Origin of the sequence: Exiguobacterium chiriqhucha RW-2 (assembly GCF_000416965.1) — a bacterium.
GTDB classification, from domain to species: Bacteria; Bacillota; Bacilli; order Exiguobacteriales; family Exiguobacteriaceae; genus Exiguobacterium; species Exiguobacterium chiriqhucha.
The window spans coordinates 17,376-40,369 of the sequence record NZ_ATCL01000020.1; the positions used below are offsets into that span (position 1 = coordinate 17,376).

Genomic DNA, 22,994 nt, shown 5'->3' on the forward strand with positions numbered 1-22,994 from the left:
TCCTCAGTAGTGGATTTTGTGCATCTCGTTCGGGTCAGACCCGGTCCGCTCGTTTCGGTTGAGTCCGTCGATCGCGTGCATCTCTTCTTTCGTCAACGTGAAGTCGAACACCTCTATATTCTCACGAATTCGACTCGGCGTGACCGATTTCGGGATGACGGCCACACCGTTCTGTAAGTGCCAACGCAGGATGACTTGAGCCGGTGATTTCCCGTGCTTGGTCGCAATCTCGGCGATAACCGGATCCTCAAGCGCCTCGCGCCCTTTCATGAGCGGGCTCCACGCCTGGATTTGAATATCGTACCGCTGGCAGAACGCAATTAACTCTTTTTGGGACAAGTATGGGTGGATCTCGACTTGGTTCACCGCCGGGACGATCGAGCACGACTGGATGATCTGTTCGAGGTGGCTGACCTCGAAGTTCGAGACCCCGATGGCCCGGACCTTGCCTTCCTCATACAACTGTTCGAGCGCTTTATACGTCTCGACGAATTTACCGAAGCGCGGCATCGGCCAGTGAATCAAGAACAAGTCGACGTACTCGAGACCGAGCCGGTCGAGGCTGTCTTGGAACGCTTGGAGCGCCTCGTCATAGCCGTGGAACTCGTTCCACAGTTTCGTCGTCACGAAAATGTCTTCCCTCGGGACGCCGGATTCGCGAATCGCTTGGCCGACGCTCTCCTCATTCTGATAGATAGCGGCCGTGTCGATCAATCGATAGCCCGCGTCAAGCGCTGCTTTGACCGTATCGACCGTGACCGCCCCGTCTTCCACTTTGTACACGCCGAGCCCGAGCATCGGCAGTTTCACATCATTGTTGAGTGTTGTCCATTCCATATTGATTCCCTCCCTCTCAACTCTTACGTTACCGAAAATCGCACGGAAGTGAAAGCGAAAGCTACAGCCGAATGCTTTCGCCGTGAGACTTGATCACGATTTGGTCACGTTCGAGCTTGGCAGCGGCGACGAGTCGTTCATACGGCTCCTCGACCGGTTCGTACGATAAGACGAACGTGTCCCAATGCATCGGGAAGAAACGTTTCGCACCGCTCTGTTTGAACATCGTCCATGCCTGTTCCGGCGTGCAGTGGGCTTCCTCGAACGACTCCGGTTGATAGGCACCGATTGGGAAGAAAGCGAGGTCGATCGGTTCTTTGTTCGCGAGCCCGTTGAACGACTCGGTGAACGCCGTATCCCCGGCGAACAACATGCGGACGCCTTTATATTTCAAGACGTAGCCGTTATAGCCCATATGTTTGTCCCACGGGAAACGATTGCCCCAGTGGGCGACGGGGATGGCTTGGACGTGAAGCCCGTTCGCGAGCGTCAGCTTGTCGTGCGGATGCATCTCGAGCGTCTGCAGGCTCGGGTATTTACGTAACAGCTTGCTCGTGCCCGGGGCCGAGATGACGACCGTGTCGCGGGTGATCAGTCGTTTCAGACTCTTATGGTCGAAGTGGTCCATATGGGCGTGGCTGAGCAGGATGACGTCGACGTGCCCGATCTCCTCAATCGAGAGGGCAGGGGCGGTGTGACGTTTCATCCCGAACGTGACCGGCCCGACGTGGACGCCGATTCGCTTCGAGAACACCGGATCCGTCAAAATTTTTAATCCGTACCAATGGATGAGCACGGTCGAATGGCCGACCCAGGTGGCACTGACCATCGTCTCATCGAACGAGGCGAGGTCTGGTTTGACCGTCGGGACTTTGAAAGCCGGTCGAGGCAGTCTTCGTTTCAATCGGGTATATAAGAACGTACCGACACTCGCCAAGACGGCGCTCGGGACGAGCAGGTTTCGTAATCGCATAACAGTCACCTCATCATCTAAGATGGTTTAATCATACCGCTCGACCGACGCCCCCGCATCCGCCGGAAGGTGTAGAAAAAATGGGAGATTGTGGTCCGGCTCTTGCGAATCCGCTTTCAATTTGGTACGGTGACAGTAACTTAGGAAAGGAAGGTACCGCGTGCCATGAAAAAGTCACACTCACTCAACTGATGAAACGAATCATCACTGTTCGCACGAACAGTCACGGGTGAAGTGTGTCCAATTTCAGGCTAAGGGGTGACCCTTCTTTCCGCTTGACCGGATCTCTTCACACCACCGCACGTTGCGGATGGTGTTTTTTGTTTCATCGCGTATCGGACAAACTAGCGAGGTGAAACAATATGTTAAGTATGAAGCAAGTCCGGTTCGACCACGACCGGCAACCCTTATTCGACAACGTCTCGTTCGACGTCGCGGCAGGCGAACGGGCCGTCTTGTTCGGCCAGAACGGGTCCGGCAAGACGACGCTATTCAAGTTGCTCATAGGTGAACTAGCTCCACAGTCAGGCTCGATTGACGTCTTGGGCACGATCGGTGTCGTCGAACAAACGGTGTTTGATGGAGAAGAGACCGCGCTCGACTACGTCATGCAAGGCGACTTGGCGCGCTACAATCTCCACCTTGCCGTCACATCAGGTGATTCGGCGCGCGTGCTCGAAGCGTATGACGAGGCACTCGCGGTTGACGCCTTCGCGCTCGAGCTTGAGGCGAGACAAGCCCTCAAACGACTTGGTCTTGACGGACATGACTCGAGCCGACTCCGCGAGTTGAGCGGCGGTGAACAGACACGGGTCCAACTCGCCCGTCTCACGATGCGACACGTCGATATCGTCCTGCTCGACGAGCCGACGAACCATCTCGATTTGGACTCAATCGAGTGGCTGACACGTTGGGTGGACGAGTTTTCGGGGACAGTGCTCGCCATCTCCCACGATCGTCAATTCATCGATGACGTTGCGACGGTCATCCTCGAGCTGAATGAGGGGACCATCGTCCGCTATCCGGGCAACTACACGGCGTATAAACATCAGAAGGCCGAGGAACGGGTACGCGACGAGCGAGCCCATGCCCGCTATATGGCGCGGAAGTCGGAGCTGCTCGATATGATCGCCCAATATAAGGGATGGCATTTGAAAGCGAAAGCGACGGCGAGCGTGCGAAGTCCAGGCGCTCAAAAAGGCGCGGCGAACCTTGCCGTCAAGATGAAGGCTCGGGAACGTAAACTCGAACAGCTCGAAGGGACGCGACCTGAGCGTCCGAAAGATGCGGCCCATATCTCGGTCCGCTTCCAAGCCGACCCACTCGAGGCGAAGACGTGGATTGCGGTCGACGACATCTCGTTCGGTTACGACGACCCCCTCTTTGAACGACTCTCGCTCACGGTGAACCGGGGTGACCGCATCTCCATCGTCGGGCCGAACGGGAGCGGGAAGACGACGCTGTTGAAACTATTGATTGGAGAACTCGCACCGGAGACCGGGGACATCAAGCGTCATCCGAAACTGAAAATCGGTTACTTCTCGCAGACGCTCGCCCGATTGCCAGCCGAAGGAACGTTGCTCGAGGCGCTCCTGGCCGAAAGTGACATCACCGAGACGGAGGCGCGGACGCTGCTCGCCCATTTCTTGTTCCGCCGTGATGAGGTGTATAAGCCGATTCGAGAGGCGAGCATGGGGGAGAAGTGCCGCATCGCCTTCCTCATCTTGTACTTCTCGGACGCGGACCTGCTCGCCCTCGATGAGCCGACGAACTATTTGGACGTGGCCACACGGGAGCAAATCGAGGCCGCGCTCGAAGTGTATCGAGGCGGATTGATTCTTATCTCGCATGACCGGACGTTCCACCGCTTGACGGACCGAACGATCGAGCTCGGGGAAACGGTGCGCGTGCTCGAGTCCGGAGATACAAAGCCGGTCGACGTTGACGCGACGCTCCAGACGCTTGAGACATTGACGAGCGAACCGCATATTTTCTTCGACGAGGCAGGAAACGGCATCCCCCTTGCCGAATCCGAACAGAATAGACGAAACAAATAGGGGTGGAATCACATGAAAGAAGAAGTTCGGGCATCACGGGCCGCATCACGGAAACGGAAGCGGTTATGGCAAACGGCGACAGTCATCGCATTGATCGCTTCACTCGTCGGCGTCATCGCCTTCGCGGCCCTCATGGACACGAAGAACTCGGCGTTGCCGGAGACGGACGACATCGCGACCGAGTCGGTCAATAATGAATCAGAAGCGACAGAAGGAGATGAGCCGGAAGCAGAGGCCGACGAGTCAGCGGGAACGTACGTCTATATCGCGGCACCTTATACGAAAGTGTTCGCCGACGACCGGGCGACGGTCATTTATGAGGCCGACCTCGGTGACCGGTTCGAACAACTCGAGGCCGTCAGCGGTTTCGTCAAGCTCCAATTGAATGAGCGGACGACCGGGTGGGTGACGGAAGCGCAAGTGACGGGGGAAGCGACGAGCGTTTCCGATGACGACGTGACCGCGGCATGGAAGACCGTCGTCCCGACGGCGGATGCGGCGACAATCGAAGTGCTCGGCCAAGACATCGACAGTGTCCGGGCCACGCTCGGTACCCCGAAAGCGGTCCAGCGTGACCAAGTGAACGAATACCATTTCTATGACGGCTTCTTCTTGATGGTACGTGACCAACAAGTGCGGGCAATCGACTGGGACCGACAAGCGGTCGCGACGCCTGATGTGACGGCGACGAGCAGTCAAAACGCCGGCAGTTGGTATGAAGGTGAGACTCGCCAGTTGAAGTTGTTCCCATATGACGGCGTCATGCGGGTCCGGCTCGAACAGAAATAACGACGATCGTCGAGAGGACATCCCTTTCGGCGATTGTTTTTATGTATTCATTCAAATGAACGTTTGAATGTTTGAGGTGGAAGGTATAGACTATATAGAGAGAGGGGGAGAAACAATGGGCGCACATCACGATCATCACGGGCACGACCATCACCATCATCATACGACGAACCAACGGGCATTATTCTGGTCGTTCGTCCTGATTGCGACGTTCATGGTCGTCGAAGTCATCGGCGGATTATGGACGAACAGTTTGGCGCTCTTGTCGGACGCGGGGCATATGCTTAGCGACGCGGCGGCACTCGGGCTCAGTTTCCTCGCTGTCCGGTTCGGAGCACGGCAAGCGACGCCAGAGCGGACGTTCGGCTATCGACGCTTCGAGATTTTGGCGGCGTTCGTCAACGGCTTGACGTTGCTCGTCATTTCCATCTATATCATCATCGAGGCGTATCAACGCTTGTTCGCACCGCCAGAGATTTTAAGCGGCGGTATGCTCACGGTCGCCATCATCGGGCTACTTGTCAACGTGCTCGCGGCGTGGCTGCTCATGCGGGGCGAGCGTGACAACTTGAACGTCCGCAGTGCGTTGTTGCACGTGTTCGGCGATTTGCTCGGCTCGGTCGGGGCCATCACCGCGGCCGTGTTGATTATGGCGTTCGGCTGGACGCTCGCCGATCCGATCGCGAGCCTGTTCGTCGCCGTGCTCATCTTGGTCAGCGGCTATCGGGTGACGCGGGAGGCGATTCACATCTTGATGGAAGGGACACCTGATCAAGTCGACGTCGTGGCGATGCAACGGGAACTCGGAGGTATCGATGGTGTCAAAGAAGTCCATGATTTGCACGTCTGGTCGATTTCATCGAACGAACTCGCCGTCACGTGTCACGTCTTAATCGAGGCGGATACGGACGATCAGCGCGTCTTGCATGATGTGACGGAACGAATCCGTCAATTCGCCACGTTCGAGCGTTCGACCGTTCAAATCGAACGGGAAGCGCAATGTTGTGAGAATCGAACGATTTGGTAAACGAAGAAGCGGTCCCTGACAGAAGTCGGGGACCGCTTTCGTTATGGCTTCAAGACGACTTTGACGCAGTCGTCGAGATGATCGTTAAAGATTTTGTATGCGTCGGCCGCCTGTTCAAGCGGCAAGCGGTGCGTGATGATGTCGGTCGGATCGAACTTCTTGTCGACGATCATCTGGAACAGCTCGGGCATGTAGTGGATGACCGGGGCTTGTCCGGTTTTCAATGTGACGTTGCGTGTGAAGAAATCGCCCATTGGGAACTGGTTATAGTTCATCGGATAAACACCTGTCAATTGTACGATTCCGAACTTCCGGACTGCTTCTTTGGCGACCTTGATGGCGCTGAGCGTGCCGCCTTGGACCATCAGTTTTTGTTCGACTTTCTCAATCGGTGATTTCTTCCCGTCAATCCCGACACAGTCGACGACGATGTCCGCACCGCCGCCCGTGATTTCACGGATGTATTTGCCGGTTTCGACCGGGTCTTTCAACAGGACGGTCTCAACGTTGTTCGACAACTTGGCCCGATTCAACCGATAGATTTCCGGATCGACGGCGATGACACGTTTGGCCCCGCGTACCCAAGCGAGCTTTTGGGTCATCAGACCGACCGGCCCCGACCCGAGGACGACGACCGTGTCGCCGGCCTTCATGCCCGCATTGTCTAAACTCCACCACGCCGTCGGGATGACATCCGATAAGAATAGGAGTGACTCGTCATCGAGCTCGCACGACTCCGGGATGACGAGCGGCATGAAGTTTCCATACGGCACTTTTAAGTACTCGGCTTGGCCGCCCGGATGGTTCCCGAACTGCTCGGTGTAACCGAACAGCCCACCGGCGTCGGTATGCGGGGCATGGTTCGAGTTGTCGCACTGGCTCTCCATGTCGTTCTCGCAATAGAAACAATGGCCGCACGAGACGTTGAACGGCAAGACGACCCGGTCACCTTTTTTCACTTTCGTGACATCCGGGCCGACCTCTTCGACGATGCCCATCGGTTCGTGACCGATGATGAACCCGTGTCGGGTCGGCATGTTGCCCTGATAGATGTGCAGGTCCGATCCGCAGATGGCCGTCGATGTGATTTTGACGATAATCTCTTCCCGATTCTCGATCTCCGGGTCCTTCACGTCCTTGACCTCGATGTTCTTCGTTCCTTGATAGGTAACAGCACGCATATGTCCACTTCCTCCTTTTTTAAAAAACAGGTAAGTCACAACATGGATACTGTACCCGCACTCGGTGCATGCGAATCCGATTTTTGGGGAAAATAGGAAAAGGGGCTCACTGAGGAGCCCCGGTCCCAGTGACGTCGATGACGACGATTTCCGGTGGGTTGAACACGCGCGGTACGCTGACGCTATAGTTGAAGCCGCGTCCGATGACGTGGGTGAACGACTCGTGTTCGTACAGGCCGCCGGCATACTTCGGGAAGAAGCCCTGGTCCGGCGCGTACAGTCCGTTCAATAAATAGGGGATGCGAACCTGTCCGCCGTGGGCATGGCCTGACAGGACCAGATCGAACGGTAGGGCGGCGTATGTCTCGACTTGTTCGGCCCGGTGTGACAAGAGCAGACTGAACGCCGTCTCGGTGTCGACATCGCCGAGCGAGGTCAAGGCCGTCTCTTCCCAGCTCGCATGAATATTTTCGGTATACGTCCGGAGCGGGTCTTCGAGCCCACCGACGAGGAGATCGACACCGTTGACGTTGACCGAGGCCGTCTCATTCTCGAGCACCGTCACGCCGTAGGAGCGGAACACGTCTTTGACGTCGTGACGGACGAAATCGTCAGAGCCGTCAATCTCGTGGTTACCGGTCACGAAATACATCGGTGCGATGCCCTGCAGCCCTTCAATCAATTCGAAGGAGGCGTCGGGTGAGCGGAAGCGGTCGAGGATATCGCCGGGAAGGGCGATCAAATCCGGTTCCTGTTCCCGCACTTTGTCGATTAAGACGCGTTGGTCGTCCCCGTACGAATAGCCGTGTAAATCGGACAACAGGACGACCCGGAACGATTGTCCCGACGCGAGCTTGTCCGACTCGATTGCGTAGTTCCGGACGGTCAGTCCGTTATAGAAAGCGGCGAGGAGGAACGCGACCCCGACGCCGATCGTCACATATTTACGTTTGCCTTTGAACATCGTCCGCCTCCTCTCGATGAATCGTTCGTTTCTTCAGTTTACTCTGTTGATGCTCCGGACGCAAAAAAAAGCCCGCTCGGAAGCGGGCCATCGAATTATGCTGCTTTAGCAGTCAACTTGACGTCGACATTGCCGCGTGTCGCTTTCGAGTACGGGCAAACTTGGTGTGCCGCTTCGACGAGACGTTCCGCCGTCGCTTGATCGACACCTTTGATTTCGACTTCGAGTTCGACCGAGATGAAGAAACCTTCATCGTCTTGGTTGAGCGTCACGTGTCCTGTGACGTTCGTGCCGTCTGTTTTAATACGTTCTTTGCCGATGACGAGGTTCAAGGCGCTACCGAAACATGCCGCGTAACCTGCTGCGAAGAGTTGCTCCGGGTTCGTCGCTTCGTCCGCGTGTTTTGAGCCAGGCATTGATACGTTCAAGTCGATGACGCCGTCCGTCGATGTGACGCGACCTTCGCGGCCACCGATTGCAGTTGCAGAAGCTGTGAATAATGGTTTCATGATTCAATTCCTCCATTTCGTTTTTAGGCAATTAAGTTGTGCACAATCTAATTATAGGGCAGTCAAACAGATAAGCAAATGATATGCTTGTCCTAAGACTATAGCCGGAGGAAATTTTATGAAAAGTTCGTTAACATTAGAGCATCAGATCTGTTTTCAGCTCTATACCGCTTCAAAAGAGCTTACGAGATTATATCGCCCGATTTTGGCACCGTTAAACCTGACATATAGCCAGTACTTGGTCATGCTCGTCTTGTGGGAAGAAGACAATATCGATTTGAAACAGCTCGGGGATCGACTCACGCTCGATTCGGGCACGTTGTCACCGCTCGTCAAGCGGCTCATGCAACTCGATTACGTGGAGAAAGTGCGGGCGACCGACGACGAGCGCCGTGTCCTCTTGTCACTCACGCCGTCCGGGAGCGCACTGCGTGAGCAGGCCGAGGAGGTACCGCTCAAAGTGAGTGGTATGCTGAATATAGATGAAGCGACGTATATCGCTTATATGGAGATGCTCATTGACATCAAGGCGCGCTTGCGTGCGTTCGGTGAGCGAGAGGAGTAAGTTTTCGAAAGGAGACGCGATGTTTCGTAAATTAGTGATTTTATTGCTCGCGATCGGCATGTATGCGGCCTGGAAATTTGAAGTGCCGAACGTGTCGGCGCCGACGAGCATTCAAGTGAAGTCGACGGAAGTGGCGGAGGAGCAACAAGAACGCTCGACCGACGCCCCGCGCTTCACGAGCCAATATGCCGGGCACGACTGGTACTTGCTCGAGAAGAACGGCGACCGTAGCCTCGAGTTGATCGATGCTGACGGATCGAAGCAAGGCCAGTATCAGTTCGAGACGGGCAGTATCTTTGAAGGGCTCGTCGTGGGCGAGACGACGCGACAACAAGTCGAGCAAATCGGCTTCGATGAGGTCAAGTCATACAATAAGGGATTGAAACGCTATTTGATTCCGGACGACCCGTCGTTCAACGTCTATGCGATTGATGATGACTACGTGACGCTGTTCTTCGATCAGCATGACGACGACAAGCTGAAAGCCGTGCTCACCGTCGACCGGGACGTCGAGGAGTCGAGTGAGGGCTATTACGGTGACGTGTCGGAAGACAATCTCGTCGCGAACGAACAGTTGATGCGAATGCTCATGAACTGGGACCGCCAGAAGTTCGGACTGTCGGCGCTCGCCGACTATGAGCCGCTATTACCGGTCGTCCGCGCCCATAGTGAGAACATGGCCCGGAACAACTTCTTCAGCCATACGGATCCCGAGGGCCGCGACCCGTTCGAGCGGATGAACGAGGCCGGCATCGCGTACTCCCTCGCCGGCGAGAACTTGGCGATGGGGCAGATGAGCGTCTTCCATGCCCACTGGGGACTGATGAACTCGCTCGGCCACCGGGAGAATATCTTGAAAGATGGCTTCACCCACGTGTCGGTCGGCCTCGTCTACAATGAGGAGTCGAGCCCGTTCTACACGATCAACTTCATCACACCGCGTTAACAAAAAGGATGGCCTGCCGGATTGCGGCGGACCATCCTTTTACTTATAAGAGACGTTTGACGGCCGTCTCGATCTCATCCGGCGTCGTTTGCGGCGAGAACCGTTCGATGACATTGCCGTTCCGGTCGACGAGGAACTTCGTGAAGTTCCACTTGATTGTCTTCGAACCGAGCAGGCCTGGTGCTTCTTTCGATAAGTATTGGAAGAGTGGGTGGGCGTCTTTGCCGTTCACGTCTACTTTGGCGAACATCGGGAACGTCACGCCGTAGTTCAATTGACAGAACTCGTTGATTTCCTCGTTTGACCCCGGGTCTTGATTGCCGAACTGGTTGCATGGGAAGCCGAGGATATGGAACCCTTGACCCTGATAACGTTCATATAATTTCTCGAGTCCATCGAGTTGCGGGGTGAAGCCGCACTTGCTCGCCGTGTTGACGATTAATAGGACGTCACCCTCGTATTTGGATAGCGGTTGGAGCTTGCCGCTCATGTCGGCCGCTTCATATTGATAGATCATGTTGATTCCCCCTTTTTTCTTTTCATTATACCAATCGCGATTTCAAGACACGACTTTGAACCGGTTGTTCGCAATCAAATTGTCATGAAATGATGAAGTCGTTGTTACAATGAAACGTGATGGACGGCGTATAATGAGACTCGTTGTAGAAAGGAAAGGTGTCATGTACATATTGAAAAATGAATTTATATGGATCGGTTTGATCCTGATTGGCTTATTCTTCTCGAGCGCGACCCCGTATTCGGACCAAAGCATCGTCTCACCACTTGAACGCATCAATTGGACGTGGGCCGAGCCCATCCTCGCGACCGTCGACTTCGAGTATGCCGGAGGACCGGTATCGCTCGAGGCGAAAGGGAGTGCCGGCTTGATTGAGTTCTTGATTCGGAAAGCGGCGCACTTCACCGTCTTCTTCGCACTCGGGGCACTTCTCGTCAAAGCGGTGTCGCGCACGCGACTCCATGCTGGGCTGACGCTCTTGTTCGCCTGGGCGCTCGCGAACACGGTCGCCATCTTTGATGAGTTCCATCAAAGTTTGACGCCCGAGCGGACGCCGCTCATCCAAGACATCATGCTCGACAGTTTTGGTGCCGCCTGTGGCATCCTCTTGATTGGCGGGTTTCTGCTGTTCAAACAAGGACGTCATAAACGGTCACGATCGGGATTCGTGTCTCCAAGGTGGTAAAAAAATCGTATAGGTAGTTATTTGAAAAGCGCTTTCATGAAGTGCTTTTCTTTTTGATTTATAACGTTTGTGTGACAAGAAAAATTGCAAAAGCCCTTTATACCCCCATTTTTAAACGGATAAAACCTAAAACAGGTCAATGTAATGGGAATGAAATATAAGTGTAAAATAACTTTAGGTTTAGATTGCTATAATGAGTCTCAGAGCGATATCGAATTTCGCCTATTAATTTATAATTTATGCGATCTATATTATATAGAAATTCAGAGAACTCAGCGGAGGGAAGCACATTGGTTAACTTGAAGAAACTTGCAGCAACCGTCACTTTAGGAGCTCTTCTCATTAGCGGCACGACACCTGGCTATGCAGCGTCACTTACAGACAAGCAGAAAAAGGTGCAACAGCAGCAACAACAGAATAACAGTGAACAGAGCAAAGCGAACGCCTCGATCAAAAAACGTGAACAGGCGATCAGCAAAGAGCAGCAAGAAATCAACAAGTTAGATGCTGAACTCCAAGACGTCATCAACGACGTCGCGCAAAAGAAAGCTGAGATTCGTGCAACACAACAAAAAATTGCAGCCCTTCAAAAGCAGATTAAACAATATGAAGCAAAAATGAAGGCGCAAGAAGAGCTCATGAAAGAGCGCATGGCCACAATGCAAAAAAATGGCGGCGGCTCGATCGACTGGGCAGAGTTCATCTTCGGATCGAAAGACTTCGGTGACTTGCTCACACGCATGATCACAGCTGGTACGATTCAAGAGAACGACAAACAAATCTTCGAAGAGTATCAAGCGACGAAAGAAAAATTGGCAGCAGCGCAAGCTGAGTTGAAAGCCGAGCGCGATGCTCTCGTGAAACAAAAAGAAGAACTCGAACAACGTCAAAAGACGCTCAACAAGAAAATGAAAGAGCGCGCAGCGAAGATTAAGAAACTCAACGCTGAGAAAGTGAAGTTCGAATCGAAATTGATGAGCCTCCAAGAAATGGAATCAACACTCAAAGCGCAAGAGAAAGCCATCAAGGCTGAAATGGAAGCACAACGTCGTGCGGCTGAAGAAGCGAAACGTGCGGCAGCGGCGGCAGCGGCTGCGAAGAAAAAACAAGCGACAAACACTGGCGCTAGCGCGATTAGCACACCGACAGCGTCGGCAGCGGCATCTTCTGTACCGGCAAGCGGCGGCATGTTCCAACGTCCGGCAAACGGTCGTCTCTCACAAGGATGGGGCGCGGCGAGCGGTGCGAACGGTTACTCGTTCCACAACGGACTTGATATCGCAGCACCGGTCGGCACACCGATCAACGCAGCACAAACAGGTACGGTCACGACAGCTGGATGGGGTGGCGCTTACGGGAACCACGTCATCATCACGCACGTCTTGAACGGTCAAGTTTGGACGACGGTATATGCACACATGAGCTCGGTATCGGTATCGGCCGGCCAACGTGTGACGCAAGGGCAACACATCGGCGGCATGGGTAGCACAGGGAACTCGACTGGCTCACACTTGCACTTCGAAATCCACCGTGGTGGTTACTCGTACTCATCTTCGAGCGCGGGCAGCACGGTCAACCCAGCTTCATTCTTCTAAGCCTATACAAAAAGTGATCGACGAACGCGTCGATCACTTTTTTGTTGCCTTGTACGCGATAAAGGTCAGCAGGGCGGCGCCGATGACGCTCAGCCAGAGCGTGTCCCAGTTCGGGTCGTCGAGCATGCTCCGGCCGCCGAGAAACACCATATAGCCGAGCACGGCGAGTGTGACGACCGTCAAGGCGGTCAACCGTACCCGGCGCGGGATGCGGAGCCACCAACCGAATAATCTGTTCATCAAAAATCGCCTCCACCTACAGTATAGGGGAGGCGCATCAAATCAGCTAGGCAATCGAATCCACGCCGAAGTGAAGATTCTTTCATAACCGACTTCTTTGTAAATCTTGTTCGATGTCGGGTTGCTCAAATCCGTATAGAGCGTACAATATTGTTTCGACGTCAAGAGCTCCCGGCTTAGCTCGGCGACGAGCGAGCGGGCATAGCCGCGCTTGCGCAACGCTTTTGGCGTGTAGACAAACGAGACAGTGACGCCGTTCGCGGTCTCGCGCGATTTCTTCGCACACGAGACGACCTTGCCGTCGACTTCCCAGACGTACACTTCTTGATTCTCGAGCATCGTCGCAATCTTTTGTGTCGCGTTTGCCTTCGACGAGACCGGTAAACCGGTATCCTTTTCGAACGCGTTATACGCCTTCACGAGGAATGCCTCATCGTCCTCGGTCGCCCGTCGCATCGACCCTTCCGACAGCGGGATGTCGTTGACGTGATCTAGACGATACAGACCTTGCTCCATGAAGACTTTCGGCTCACGCGCCGTCAGGATGTACCAGAGCGTGTAGAAATTCATCGCCAGATCAGCTTGCGAGACGACCTCGGTGAATGGGATATCACCATTTAATAGTTCAGGCACGAGCAGACGAAGGACGTCATCCTCTCGCTCGTGCTTCACGAGCACATAGTTGAGTGGATGGGGCGGTGTGACTTGCAGGATCGCGAGCACATTACCGTCATCTTCGACGGTCAGTTGATGATACGACTCGTATCGGCCTTGTTTGATGGCATCGAGCACGCCAATCATCAAGCTGTTCTCGGCCTCATGTTCGAGCAGGTGGGGCATGACACGTTCTTCAAATCCGGATAGGTCGTTCCAACGAATCAGTTCCATATGAACACCCTTTCATCGTATGTATACGAAACGGGCAAACCTGATGGCTTGCCCGTTTTTTTCATTCTATCAAATTATAGATGAAATTACGCGATTTCTTCGCGTTCTTTTGCGTCATCCAAAATGTTGGTGTTGCGTTTGAAGTAATGAACGATTTTGGCGATGGCGCCGTCTCCCGTGACGTTTGTCGCCGTACCGAAGCTATCTTGTGCCAAGTAGAGGGCGATGACAAGACTGAGCATCGTTTCGCTGAATCCGAGCATCGAACCGAACAAACCGAGCGAGGCCATGACGGCTCCACCTGGTACGCCTGGTGCTGCGATCATCGTGACGCCGAGGGCGAGGATGAACGGGAGCACGATGGCGAATGACATCGGCATGCCGTTCAAGTACATGAGGGCGACACCGACCGATGTGAGCGTGATTGTCGACCCTGACAAGTGGATGGTCGCACAGAGCGGCACCACGAAGTTGGCGACGCCTTCGTCCGTGTTGTTCGCTTTCGCCTGACGAAGTGTGACCGGGATTGTCGCCGCTGACGACTGTGTCCCGATGGCTGTGAAGTAAGCCGGCATCATCGTCTTCAAGAGACGAAGTGGGTTCTCTTTGTTGAGAGCACCTGCGACTGAGTATTGAATCAAGAGCATCGTCAAGTGAAGGACGATGATCGTGACGAAGACGAGCGAGAACACCGAGAGAATCTCAGCGACTTGTCCGGCGTACGTCATGTTCATGAAAATTCCGGCGATGTGAATCGGTAATAGTGGAATGATGACTTTGCTGATGAGTAGTTCAATGATATCGCGGAAATCCATGGCCAAATCGAGCGAGCGCTTGCTTTCGATGGCGGCAATCCCGATGCCGATGACGAAGGCGAGAATGAGCGCCGTCATGACGCCGAATACCGGTGGAATCTCGAACTCCATGAAGCTTTTCAAAAGAGCTTCTTCAGGGTTTTCAGCAGAGGCCGTACTGCGTGACAAGATTTGCGGGAACAAGTTGCTCGTCGTGAAGTAGGCGAGCGTCCCGGCAACGACTGTTGATACGTAAGCGATGGCGGCCGTCAAACCGACCAATTTCCCAGCGCCTTTTCCAAGTTCCCCGATTCCTGGAATGATGAAAGCGAGAATGATTAGTGGGATGGCGAAGCCTAAGAACTGCCCAAAGACTGCGTTGAACGTGACAAACGTCCGGACAATCCAGTTCTGGCTTTCTGGTACGATGCTACCGAGTAGAATCCCGAATGCGATAGCGATGATGATGCGACCTAGAAGGCCAATACGTAATTTCAAATAAATCATCCTCTCTTAATGTTTGAATTGTTGCTATTTTCGCACATTTAGCGACGTGTTGCCACCCTATCTTTCATTTTTCAACGAAGATTGACGTTTGACAACTTTGAAATAGGGTATCACAAAATGTTGGAGTGGAAAAGGGAGGGACCTTCTTCTTTTCCTAATATACAAACGATGTTATGATTAATTTTGAATAGACGTAAAGGAGGGGTGACGCGTGCAGGTACAACGAACAACGATTCATATCGCGGGTCAGGACTATACGATCGTCAGCGAAGAGCCGGCCGATCATGTGAGGGAAGTGGGCTTTCTGGTCGATAGCAAGATCCGTGAGATTCGTGAACAGTCCCCTCATCTAGACGCTCGTCAGGCAGCGGTGCTCGCCGCTATCCAAATCGCGAGTGATCACGTCAAAACTAAACGAAATACGGGAGAATAAATCACTTTATGGTTACTCTACTTATACTGTTTTTCTTGTTCATCGGGATCATTAACGGATTCCGTCGCGGGGCGATTTTGCAGCTCGGCCATTGGGTCGCGCTCATCATCAGCTTCCTCGTCGCCAATGCGTACTACCGTGATCTCGCCGAAGCGTTCAAGCTATGGATTCCATACCCGTCGCAACTCGACGGGTCGCTTCCAGAAGGTGTCATCGATTTAAACGCACTGACAGGACTCGAGATGACGTTCTATAACGTCTTCTGGTTTGTCGTCTTGTTCGTCATCACGAAGCTCGTCTTGCATCTCATCCTATCGATGCTCGACTTCTTGACGGACTTGCCGATCTTGCGTCAATTGAAAGGAATCATCGGAGCGGTCCTTGGCTTCTTCGAGGCGTACGTGATCACGTTCTTCATTTTGTGGGTCATCGCGTTCGTACCGATGGCAAGCGTCCAGAGCGCCGTCGACAACTCGTCGCTCGCGACGTACATCATTCAAGATACGCCATATCTCTCTGAATGGTTCTCGAATAAGATGTTGTAACACGACAGGCCGGAATGCAAGCTAGTGCTTGTGTCTCGGCCTTTTCTGTATGGAAAAGGGGGAAGCACGATGAATAAAGTCGAAGCGATGATGCTGCTAGAAAAAATCGCGCAATATATGGAGATTAAAGGGGAGAACCCGTTCAAAATCAACGCCTTCCGCAAAGCCGCGACGGCGCTCGAGAACACGGAACTCGAACTCGAGGACATCGAGGATTTGACGACCATCTCCGGGATCGGCAAAGGGACGGCCGCCGTCCTCGAAGAGTGGCGGGACACGGGCCACAGTGAAGTGCTCGAGTCACTCCAAGAAGAGATTCCATACGGCCTCATGAAACTGCTCAAAATCCAAGGGCTCGGTGGCAAGAAGCTAGCCAAGCTCCGCGAAGTCGGCGTCGTCGATCTCGAGACACTGATTACCGTATTAGAAGACGGTACGGCCGCGAGCCTGCCTGGCTTCGGTGCCAAGAGCGTCGAGAAGTTGCTCACGGCGGCACGGAACCTCGAGTCACGCCCGGAGCGTCTCGCTTACGCCATGATGCGCCCGGTCGTCGAAGAGATTGAGACGGTGCTCGAAGCCGAGCCGCTCGTCCTGCGCCACTCGGTCGGGGGCAGTTTCCGCCGCGCCGAGGAGACGTGTAAAGACCTCGACTTCATCATCGCGACCGAAGAGCCTGTCGCCCTCCGTGACAAGTTGCTTGCCCTTCCGTTCATCAACGAGGTGATTGCGGCCGGAGAGACGAAAGTGTCGCTCGTCCTCGAGCGCGAGGAGATGGTGTCGGTCGACTTCCGCATGGTCGAACCGGGCGCCTTCGCCGCGACGCTCCATCACTTCACCGGCTCGAAAGACCATAACGTGCGGATGCGCCAGCTCGCGAAAGCGAAGGGTGAGTCGATTTCTGAGTACGGCGTCGAGACGGCGGACGGCCTCTGGCAACCGGAGACGGAAGCCGAGCTGTTCGAACGTTACGGACTGCCGTTCATCCCGCCGGAGCTCCGGGCAGGCAACCTCGAGTTCGAGCACGACCTCTCGAAGCTCGTCACACTCGACGATATCAAGGCCGACGCCCATATGCACACGGTCTGGTCGGACGGGAAGTTGACGGTCGACGAGCTCGTCGCGGCGATGAAAGCGCGCGGCTATGAGTGGATCGCCATCACCGACCACGGCAAATACATGTCGTTCGTCAACGGCTTGACCGAAGAACGGCTCGAGGCGCAAGGGGAAGAAATCCTTGAGGCCGCGAAGAAACACGACATGCACGTCCTGCGCGGTGTCGAGATGGACATCCGCCCGGACGGGACGCTCGACTATGAGCCCGAGTTCTTGGCGACGCTCGATTACGTCGTCGCCTCGATTCACTCGAAGATGGACCAATCCGTCGACGAGATTATGGCCCGGCTCGAGAACGCCTGCCGCTCGCCGTACGTCAACGTGATCGCCCATCCGACCGGTCGCCTCATCGGGCGCCGTGACGGTTATCCGATCGACGAGGAGCGCTTGATTGCCCTCGCCAAAGAGACGGGGACGGCGCTCGAGTTGAACGCGAACCCGAACCGGCTCGATTTGACGGCCTCGACACTGAAAAAAGCGAAGGCGGCCGGCGTCAAACTTATGATCAACACCGACACGCACCACCCTGATATGATGGAAGATATGGCACTCGGCGTCCTGCACGCCCGGAAAGCCTATCTCGAACCGTCAGACATCATCAACTGCCTCTCGTTCGAGGACGCCAAGGCGTTCATCGACGCGAAGCGACAGAAAGGAACATGCTAGATGGATCACGCGTTACGCGTTTTAGAATATGAAAAACTCCGCCAGCAGCTCGCCGCCCACGCCGCGAGCTCGCTCGGAAAAGAACGGGCGCTCAACATGCAGCCCGACTATACGTACGACCGGGTATTGTCGAACTTGAACGTCACCCGCGAGGCGACCGAGGTCGTAAGGCTCCGCGACCGGTTGCCGCTCGGTGGACTGACCGACGTCCGCAGTGAAGTGAAGCGGGCCGCCATCGGCTCGGTCCTCTCGACGAGCGAACTGCTCGCCGTCGCCGCCGTCATGTACAGCGGGCGCCAAGTGAAGAACTTCTTCGAGAAGCTGCACGAGGACAATGAAGATCTCCGTATCCCGCGTCTCGATGAGTATGCCGAGCGCTTGACGAAGCTGATCGAGGTCGAACAGACGATCCGTCACGCCATCGACGACCAAGGCACGGTCCAAGATTCGGCGAGCGACCGTCTCCGTGGCCTCCGGACTCAGCTCCGTAGCTTTGAAGGCAGCGTCCGTTCACGGATCGACAACATCCTCCGCAACAACGCGAAGATGCTGTCGGACGCCATCGTCACGATTCGGAACGACCGCTACGTCGTCCCGGTCAAGATGGAGTACCGCCAAGCGTTCGGCGGCATCGTCCACGACCAATCGGCATCAGGCCAGACGCTCTTCATCGAGCCGCAGGCAATTGTGTCGATCAACAATGAGATTCAAGAAGTCCGCTTGAAAGAGCGCGCCGAGATCGATCGCATCTTGAGCGAACTGTCAGACCTCGTCGGCGGTGTCGCTGATTCGGTCGTGACGAACCTCGACGTGCTCGCCACGCTCGACTTCGTGTTCGCAAAAGTCGCCTACGGGCATCAGCTCAAAGCGACGGAACCGAAACTGAACGATGAACGCGAAATCAAGTTGAAACAGGCGCGCCATCCGTTCATCCCGCAAGATGAGGTCGTGCCGATCACGGTCGAGCTCGGCGAGGCGTTCACATCGCTCGTCATCACGGGACCGAACACAGGCGGGAAAACGGTCACGCTCAAGACGCTCGGGTTGCTCCAACTGATGGTGCAGTCAGGTCTGTACGTTCCGGCCGAATTCGGGACGGAGCTGTCCGTCTTTGACGCCATCTATGCCGACATCGGCGACGAGCAGTCGATCGAGCAGAGCTTGTCGACGTTCAGCTCGCACATGACGAATATCGTCAGCATGCTCGACAAGATTGACTTCATGTCACTCGTCCTATTCGATGAGCTCGGTGCCGGGACCGACCCGCAAGAAGGGGCGGCCCTTGCCATCGCCATCCTTGACGAAGTGAAACGTCGTGGCGCCCGCGTGGCGGCGACGACGCACTACTCGGAACTGAAGGCGTACGCCTATAACCGCGAGGGTGTCATGAACGCCTCGATGGAGTTCGATATCGAATCGCTCAGCCCGACGTATCGCTTGTTGATTGGCGTACCGGGCCGTTCGAACGCGTTCGAGATTAGTCGACGTCTCGGCTTATCGGAACAAGTCATCGACAAGGCGCGAAGCCACGTCGGCACCGACGCCGAGTCGGTCGAATCGATGATCAATGAGCTCGAGGCGGCTAAGCATCGCGCCGAGCAGCTCGAGAAAGAATTGATCATCAAACGCCACGACCTCGAAACTGAACAGGCTGCGTTCGAAGCGAAGCTGACCGATTTCGAGCGTGAGCGCGACACGATGTACGGCGAAGCCGAGGCTCGTGCCGAAAAGGCCGTCGAACAAGCGAAGCGCCAAGCGAACGAAGTCATCGACCGCTTGAAGAAGCTTCGTGAAGAAGGCATCGTCAAAGAGCACGAGATCATCGCCGCGAAGAAACAGCTCGAATCGGCGAAACCGACGCTCCAAGATAAAAAGATTCAAAAAGTGAAACAAAAAGCGCAACAGAAACGTACGTTCAGTAAAGGCGAAGAAGTGAAAGTGACGACGTTCAACCAAAAGGGCTATATCGTGAAGCAATTGAACGATAACGAGTACAACGTCCAAGTCGGGATTATGAAAGTGAACGTCAAAGCGGACGACCTTCAAAAGATCGGGCCTTCGAAAGAGCAGTCGCTCCAGTCGAAAGGCAGCTCGCTCAAGCGTCAGAGCTCGACGAAGTCGGAGCTCGACTTGCGCGGCGTTCGGGTCGAAGAAGGACTTTCCCGCCTCGACAAATATATCGACGAGGCACTCGTGTCGGGGTACGACAACGTCCGCATCATCCACGGTCTTGGGACCGGGGCGATGCGCCAAGCGACGCAGGAGTATCTTAAAGGACATCGTCACGTGAAGAGTCAGCGCCCCGGTGGGATGGGTGAAGGCGGACTCGGTGTCACGGTCGTCGAACTGAAGTGAGGGGAACATGGTAATGGGGAATGTGAACGTCAACGTATTGCTTGAATCGCTCGGCTTATATTCAATCGCCGGACTCATGATTGTCGTCGGTCTCGCCATCTTTGAGGTGACGACGCCGTACAGCAATTGGCGCGAGATTCAAAAAGGTAATATCGCCGTCGCACTCGCGACCGGCGGAAAAATCGTCGGTCTCGCCAACATCTTCCGCGTCGTCGAGAGCCATCACGACCAGACGATGGACGTGTTGGTCGGAGGGAGCTTCGGCTTCGTGCTCTTGTTGGTGACGTATTGGCTATTCGAATTTTTGACGCCGTCGCTCAAAGTGAACGAGGAGATCGGGAAAGGGAACATCGCCGTCGGCCTGATGGCGTTCCTGCTCTCGATTGGGGTCTCGCTCGTCGTCGGCGCGGCGTTGGTGAGGTGAAGACATGGTATACGAGAGATTGGCGAAGATTCTTTTTATCGGGGCCGGCCTGTTTTTAGTGGCAGCGGCACTGTGGTTTATCTTTTATTAACTCGAAGCACGGAGCGTCCGGAATGGGCGCTCCGTTTTTGATTTTATGAGTAGGATTTTAGATAATCGATTTCTGAAAATGAAATATTTTACCAATTCTTCTTATAGAAGATTTATACTGATAGTGTAAGACTCAATAATGAATATGGCCGATATAGATGATTAGTATTAAATCAAAACGGAAGAGGTGTCGGGATTGTCAAGTGGATCAGATTTGTTTGAAGTGTTGATTACGAACACGGTTAAATTGCCGGGTGTGAAAGTGGACCGAAAAGAGTTTTTAGCGAAAAGTTTCAGTAAGCATGTCCCGCCTGCGCTACTCGCTGAAATCGTCGAGAAGGGACCAATCGAAGCGAATGTGTCACGAGCATTGATTCGTAAAGTCGCGAAGAAGAATATTATGAATCAGACGATGAAGAGTTCGTCTGCGTCTTTTGCGGCCGGTTTACCGGGTGGGATTGCACTCGCAGCGACGATTCCAGCTGACACAGCTCAATTTTTTGGGGTCGCGCTGAGGTTAGCGCAAGAAATCGGGTACTTGCACGGCTACGAGGATTTCTGGGATGAGGATGAATTGGACGTCGAACGGGTGAATGGAGACTTGATTCTCTTTTTAGGGGTCATGTTCGGTGTCGGTGGTGCGACGGCGACGATTAAAGTATTATCATCACAGTTGTCGAAACAGGCATTGAAGAAAATCCCTCAAAAGGCGATGATGAAGACAATCTATTTTCCAATTGTCAAAAAAGTAGGAGCAATGATTGGTGTGAAGATTACGAAAAAATCTTTTGCCCAAGGAGTGTCTAAAGCTATCCCGATTGCCGGCGGGTTTATTTCGGGAGGTATTACTTACTCGTCGATGTCACAAATGGGGAATCGGCTATTAAATGCTCTTGAAGAGAGTATCGAAGTTTCTTATGAAGAACTTGTAACGAGTTATAAAGAATTAAAGAAGATTAATCCAGATATTATTGATGCTGAATTTATCATCTTAGAAGAAAATGCTTGAACCAAATCAATAGACCTGTGAAGTCGCTAAATCTGACATCACAGGTCTTTTTTCATTTCATGCTCACAAAGAAAGGCGTATTTCAGTGTTTTCTCTCGTAGCGGACGATATTGTTTCACTTAGGGAATATTGTTTTATAGTCGGTTTCTGAGAATCATATTGCCGAAGTGTTGAATTTTCTTACAAACCTCAATCACCTTTCAATTATAATCATCCTAATCAATGAGTTTGTATGGTGTTATGTATTGCCGGACTATATCAAGATTGCTAGGGGGATTCGTGAATGGCGATTGATTTAGATTTTTTGATGACGACGGAAGACTATGTGCTCGAGACGGAGTCGTTCCAGATGAAGGGCGTCACCTATTATCCACTCGAGTGGACGTTTTTCGGGGCAAATGACCCGACGATGTTGCTGACGTGGGACGCAGAACGGGACCGAATCAGCATCCGTTTCGAGCAATATGCGGTGTTTCTCGGTACACTTGAAGAACATGGGATTCCGGAGGAAGGGTTAGCGAACGGACATCCCATCGTGAAATTGAAAACCTCTCTTTTAAGTAAGTTCGCCACGGAATGGACGGGGACGGACCGGGTCAATACAGACCGAGGCGAACTATCGCATTATGTCATTCGGACGATTGAGCAAGAGTTTCACGTCTTGGCATACGAAGACCCGACCGTCATCGACTTGGGGAAAGTTGCAGATACAGGGGTTGTGGTCGAAACCATAGATGAAGTTTCGTAAGAAGCCTAACAGTTGCGAAGGAGGATTGATGATGAAGAAGTTACTCTTATCCGTCTCTCTGTTCGCAGGAACAATGATGGCTTTATCCGCTTGTGGAGGAATGGGCACGGTTGAAACGATTGATGACAGACCCGTCATCCATTTCAATGCGGCTTCCATCATTTCGTCTGGACGCGACCATCAAATCAAGATGCTCACGCTATCGAGTGTTCCGACCGATGTCGTCGCCATATCCGGAGCGGTTAAAGAATTGCAGGGCATGCAAGAAGACAACGACATATACTCGACCGAACTGGAGGGATTGCGGCATGAGGATTCCTCGGCCGATGAGTTCAAAGACCTAGTTGTCGAATATTTAGAAGCGGAAAATGCGTATATCGATCAAACTATCGAGGCCTTATACGGTGGAGGCACGAGCCGTCCAAGTCGATTCTCGATGGAGTCACTGTATTCAAGAGCAAATGCGCAAATACCTGACTTCCAATATGAGCCAAAATGATGAAAGCCAAAGGAGCGCCATCCCAGGAAGGGACGACG

At 53.8% G+C, this 22,994-nt stretch carries 24 protein-coding genes; 15 read left to right on the forward strand and 9 right to left on the reverse strand.

Going from position 1 to position 22,994, the window contains the following annotated elements; all coding sequences use genetic code 11:
* Positions 1 to 3 precede the first annotated feature (3 nt).
* A complete protein-coding gene (locus tag M467_RS24270) occupies positions 4 to 837 on the reverse strand; it encodes an aldo/keto reductase (RefSeq protein WP_021066769.1) in 834 nt (277 codons plus the stop codon).
* A 61-nt stretch (positions 838 to 898) separates the two neighbouring features.
* On the reverse strand, positions 899 to 1,810 hold the full coding sequence (locus tag M467_RS24275) for an MBL fold metallo-hydrolase (protein ID WP_021066770.1): 912 nt from the start codon (positions 1,808 to 1,810) through the stop codon (positions 899 to 901).
* A 362-nt stretch (positions 1,811 to 2,172) separates the two neighbouring features.
* Between M467_RS24275 and abc-f the strand changes: the two genes are divergently transcribed.
* From abc-f to M467_RS24290, 3 genes are all read left to right on the forward strand, one after another.
* Positions 2,173 to 3,867 (forward strand): ribosomal protection-like ABC-F family protein, encoded by a 1,695-nt coding sequence (gene abc-f, locus M467_RS24280; RefSeq protein ID WP_021066771.1) that lies wholly within the window; start codon positions 2,173 to 2,175, stop codon positions 3,865 to 3,867.
* A gap of 12 nt (positions 3,868 to 3,879) precedes the next feature.
* The gene (locus M467_RS24285) at positions 3,880 to 4,656 is read left to right on the forward strand and encodes a hypothetical protein (RefSeq protein WP_021066772.1); all 777 of its coding nucleotides are present in this window, start codon (positions 3,880 to 3,882) and stop codon (positions 4,654 to 4,656) included.
* Positions 4,657 to 4,771: 115 nt separating this feature from the next.
* Positions 4,772 to 5,683 (forward strand): cation diffusion facilitator family transporter, encoded by a 912-nt coding sequence (locus tag M467_RS24290; protein ID WP_021066773.1) that lies wholly within the window; start codon positions 4,772 to 4,774, stop codon positions 5,681 to 5,683.
* A 41-nt stretch (positions 5,684 to 5,724) separates the two neighbouring features.
* Here the strand turns inward: M467_RS24290 and M467_RS24295 are convergent, their stop codons facing one another.
* The 3 genes from M467_RS24295 to M467_RS24305 form a co-directional block, all read right to left on the reverse strand.
* Complete coding sequence (locus M467_RS24295) at positions 5,725 to 6,864, reverse strand: zinc-dependent alcohol dehydrogenase (protein ID WP_021066774.1); 1,140 nt, start codon at positions 6,862 to 6,864, stop codon at positions 5,725 to 5,727.
* Between the two features lie 106 nt (positions 6,865 to 6,970).
* Positions 6,971 to 7,828 carry a metallophosphoesterase gene (locus tag M467_RS24300; RefSeq protein WP_021066775.1) on the reverse strand — a complete coding sequence of 286 codons (858 nt, stop codon included), beginning with the start codon at positions 7,826 to 7,828 and terminating at the stop codon, positions 6,971 to 6,973.
* 95 nt (positions 7,829 to 7,923) lie between these two features.
* Complete coding sequence (locus M467_RS24305) at positions 7,924 to 8,337, reverse strand: organic hydroperoxide resistance protein (protein WP_021066776.1); 414 nt, start codon at positions 8,335 to 8,337, stop codon at positions 7,924 to 7,926.
* 118 nt (positions 8,338 to 8,455) lie between these two features.
* Here M467_RS24305 and M467_RS24310 point away from each other — a divergent pair, with 118 nt between their 5' ends.
* The gene (locus M467_RS24310) at positions 8,456 to 8,902 is read left to right on the forward strand and encodes a MarR family winged helix-turn-helix transcriptional regulator (RefSeq protein WP_021066777.1); all 447 of its coding nucleotides are present in this window, start codon (positions 8,456 to 8,458) and stop codon (positions 8,900 to 8,902) included.
* 19 nt (positions 8,903 to 8,921) lie between these two features.
* Positions 8,922 to 9,848 (forward strand): CAP domain-containing protein, encoded by a 927-nt coding sequence (locus M467_RS24315; RefSeq protein ID WP_021066778.1) that lies wholly within the window; start codon positions 8,922 to 8,924, stop codon positions 9,846 to 9,848.
* A gap of 43 nt (positions 9,849 to 9,891) precedes the next feature.
* On the opposite strand, the gene M467_RS24320 is transcribed toward M467_RS24315, so the two are convergent.
* Complete coding sequence (locus M467_RS24320; protein WP_021066779.1) at positions 9,892 to 10,365, reverse strand: glutathione peroxidase; 474 nt, start codon at positions 10,363 to 10,365, stop codon at positions 9,892 to 9,894.
* Between the two features lie 163 nt (positions 10,366 to 10,528).
* Here M467_RS24320 and M467_RS24325 point away from each other — a divergent pair, with 163 nt between their 5' ends.
* Positions 10,529 to 11,050 (forward strand): VanZ family protein, encoded by a 522-nt coding sequence (locus M467_RS24325; RefSeq protein WP_021066780.1) that lies wholly within the window; start codon positions 10,529 to 10,531, stop codon positions 11,048 to 11,050.
* 290 nt (positions 11,051 to 11,340) lie between these two features.
* Positions 11,341 to 12,645, forward strand: coding sequence for a murein hydrolase activator EnvC family protein (locus M467_RS24330; protein WP_021066781.1), 1,305 nt, complete (start codon positions 11,341 to 11,343; stop codon positions 12,643 to 12,645).
* A 33-nt stretch (positions 12,646 to 12,678) separates the two neighbouring features.
* On the opposite strand, the gene M467_RS24335 is transcribed toward M467_RS24330, so the two are convergent.
* The 3 genes from M467_RS24335 to M467_RS24345 form a co-directional block, all read right to left on the reverse strand.
* Positions 12,679 to 12,885 carry a hypothetical protein gene (locus tag M467_RS24335; protein ID WP_021066782.1) on the reverse strand — a complete coding sequence of 69 codons (207 nt, stop codon included), beginning with the start codon at positions 12,883 to 12,885 and terminating at the stop codon, positions 12,679 to 12,681.
* A gap of 42 nt (positions 12,886 to 12,927) precedes the next feature.
* A complete protein-coding gene (locus M467_RS24340; RefSeq protein ID WP_021066783.1) occupies positions 12,928 to 13,773 on the reverse strand; it encodes a GNAT family N-acetyltransferase in 846 nt (281 codons plus the stop codon).
* 86 nt (positions 13,774 to 13,859) lie between these two features.
* Positions 13,860 to 15,074: a dicarboxylate/amino acid:cation symporter gene (locus M467_RS24345; RefSeq protein WP_021066784.1), complete on the reverse strand. Its 1,215-nt coding sequence runs from the start codon at positions 15,072 to 15,074 to the stop codon at positions 13,860 to 13,862.
* 211 nt (positions 15,075 to 15,285) lie between these two features.
* Between M467_RS24345 and zapA the strand changes: the two genes are divergently transcribed.
* The 8 genes from zapA to M467_RS24385 all read left to right on the forward strand — a co-directional run bounded on the left by zapA (position 15,286) and on the right by M467_RS24385 (position 22,956).
* Entirely contained in the window at positions 15,286 to 15,507 is a 222-nt protein-coding gene (gene zapA / locus M467_RS24350) for a cell division protein ZapA (protein ID WP_021066785.1), read from the forward strand.
* An 8-nt stretch (positions 15,508 to 15,515) separates the two neighbouring features.
* Positions 15,516 to 16,052, forward strand: coding sequence for a CvpA family protein (locus M467_RS24355; protein ID WP_021066786.1), 537 nt, complete (start codon positions 15,516 to 15,518; stop codon positions 16,050 to 16,052).
* A 69-nt stretch (positions 16,053 to 16,121) separates the two neighbouring features.
* Complete coding sequence (polX, locus tag M467_RS24360) at positions 16,122 to 17,831, forward strand: DNA polymerase/3'-5' exonuclease PolX (protein WP_021066787.1); 1,710 nt, start codon at positions 16,122 to 16,124, stop codon at positions 17,829 to 17,831.
* Positions 17,832 to 20,186 (forward strand): endonuclease MutS2, encoded by a 2,355-nt coding sequence (locus M467_RS24365; RefSeq protein ID WP_021066788.1) that lies wholly within the window; start codon positions 17,832 to 17,834, stop codon positions 20,184 to 20,186.
* 7 nt (positions 20,187 to 20,193) lie between these two features.
* A complete protein-coding gene (locus M467_RS24370; RefSeq protein WP_087576464.1) occupies positions 20,194 to 20,610 on the forward strand; it encodes a DUF350 domain-containing protein in 417 nt (138 codons plus the stop codon).
* 286 nt (positions 20,611 to 20,896) lie between these two features.
* Positions 20,897 to 21,709, forward strand: a complete 813-nt coding sequence (locus M467_RS24375) for a hypothetical protein (protein ID WP_021066790.1) — start codon at positions 20,897 to 20,899, stop codon at positions 21,707 to 21,709.
* Between the two features lie 283 nt (positions 21,710 to 21,992).
* Positions 21,993 to 22,457, forward strand: coding sequence for a hypothetical protein (locus tag M467_RS24380; RefSeq protein ID WP_021066791.1), 465 nt, complete (start codon positions 21,993 to 21,995; stop codon positions 22,455 to 22,457).
* A 31-nt stretch (positions 22,458 to 22,488) separates the two neighbouring features.
* The gene (locus M467_RS24385) at positions 22,489 to 22,956 is read left to right on the forward strand and encodes a hypothetical protein (RefSeq protein ID WP_021066792.1); all 468 of its coding nucleotides are present in this window, start codon (positions 22,489 to 22,491) and stop codon (positions 22,954 to 22,956) included.
* Positions 22,957 to 22,994: the final 38 nt, after the last annotated feature.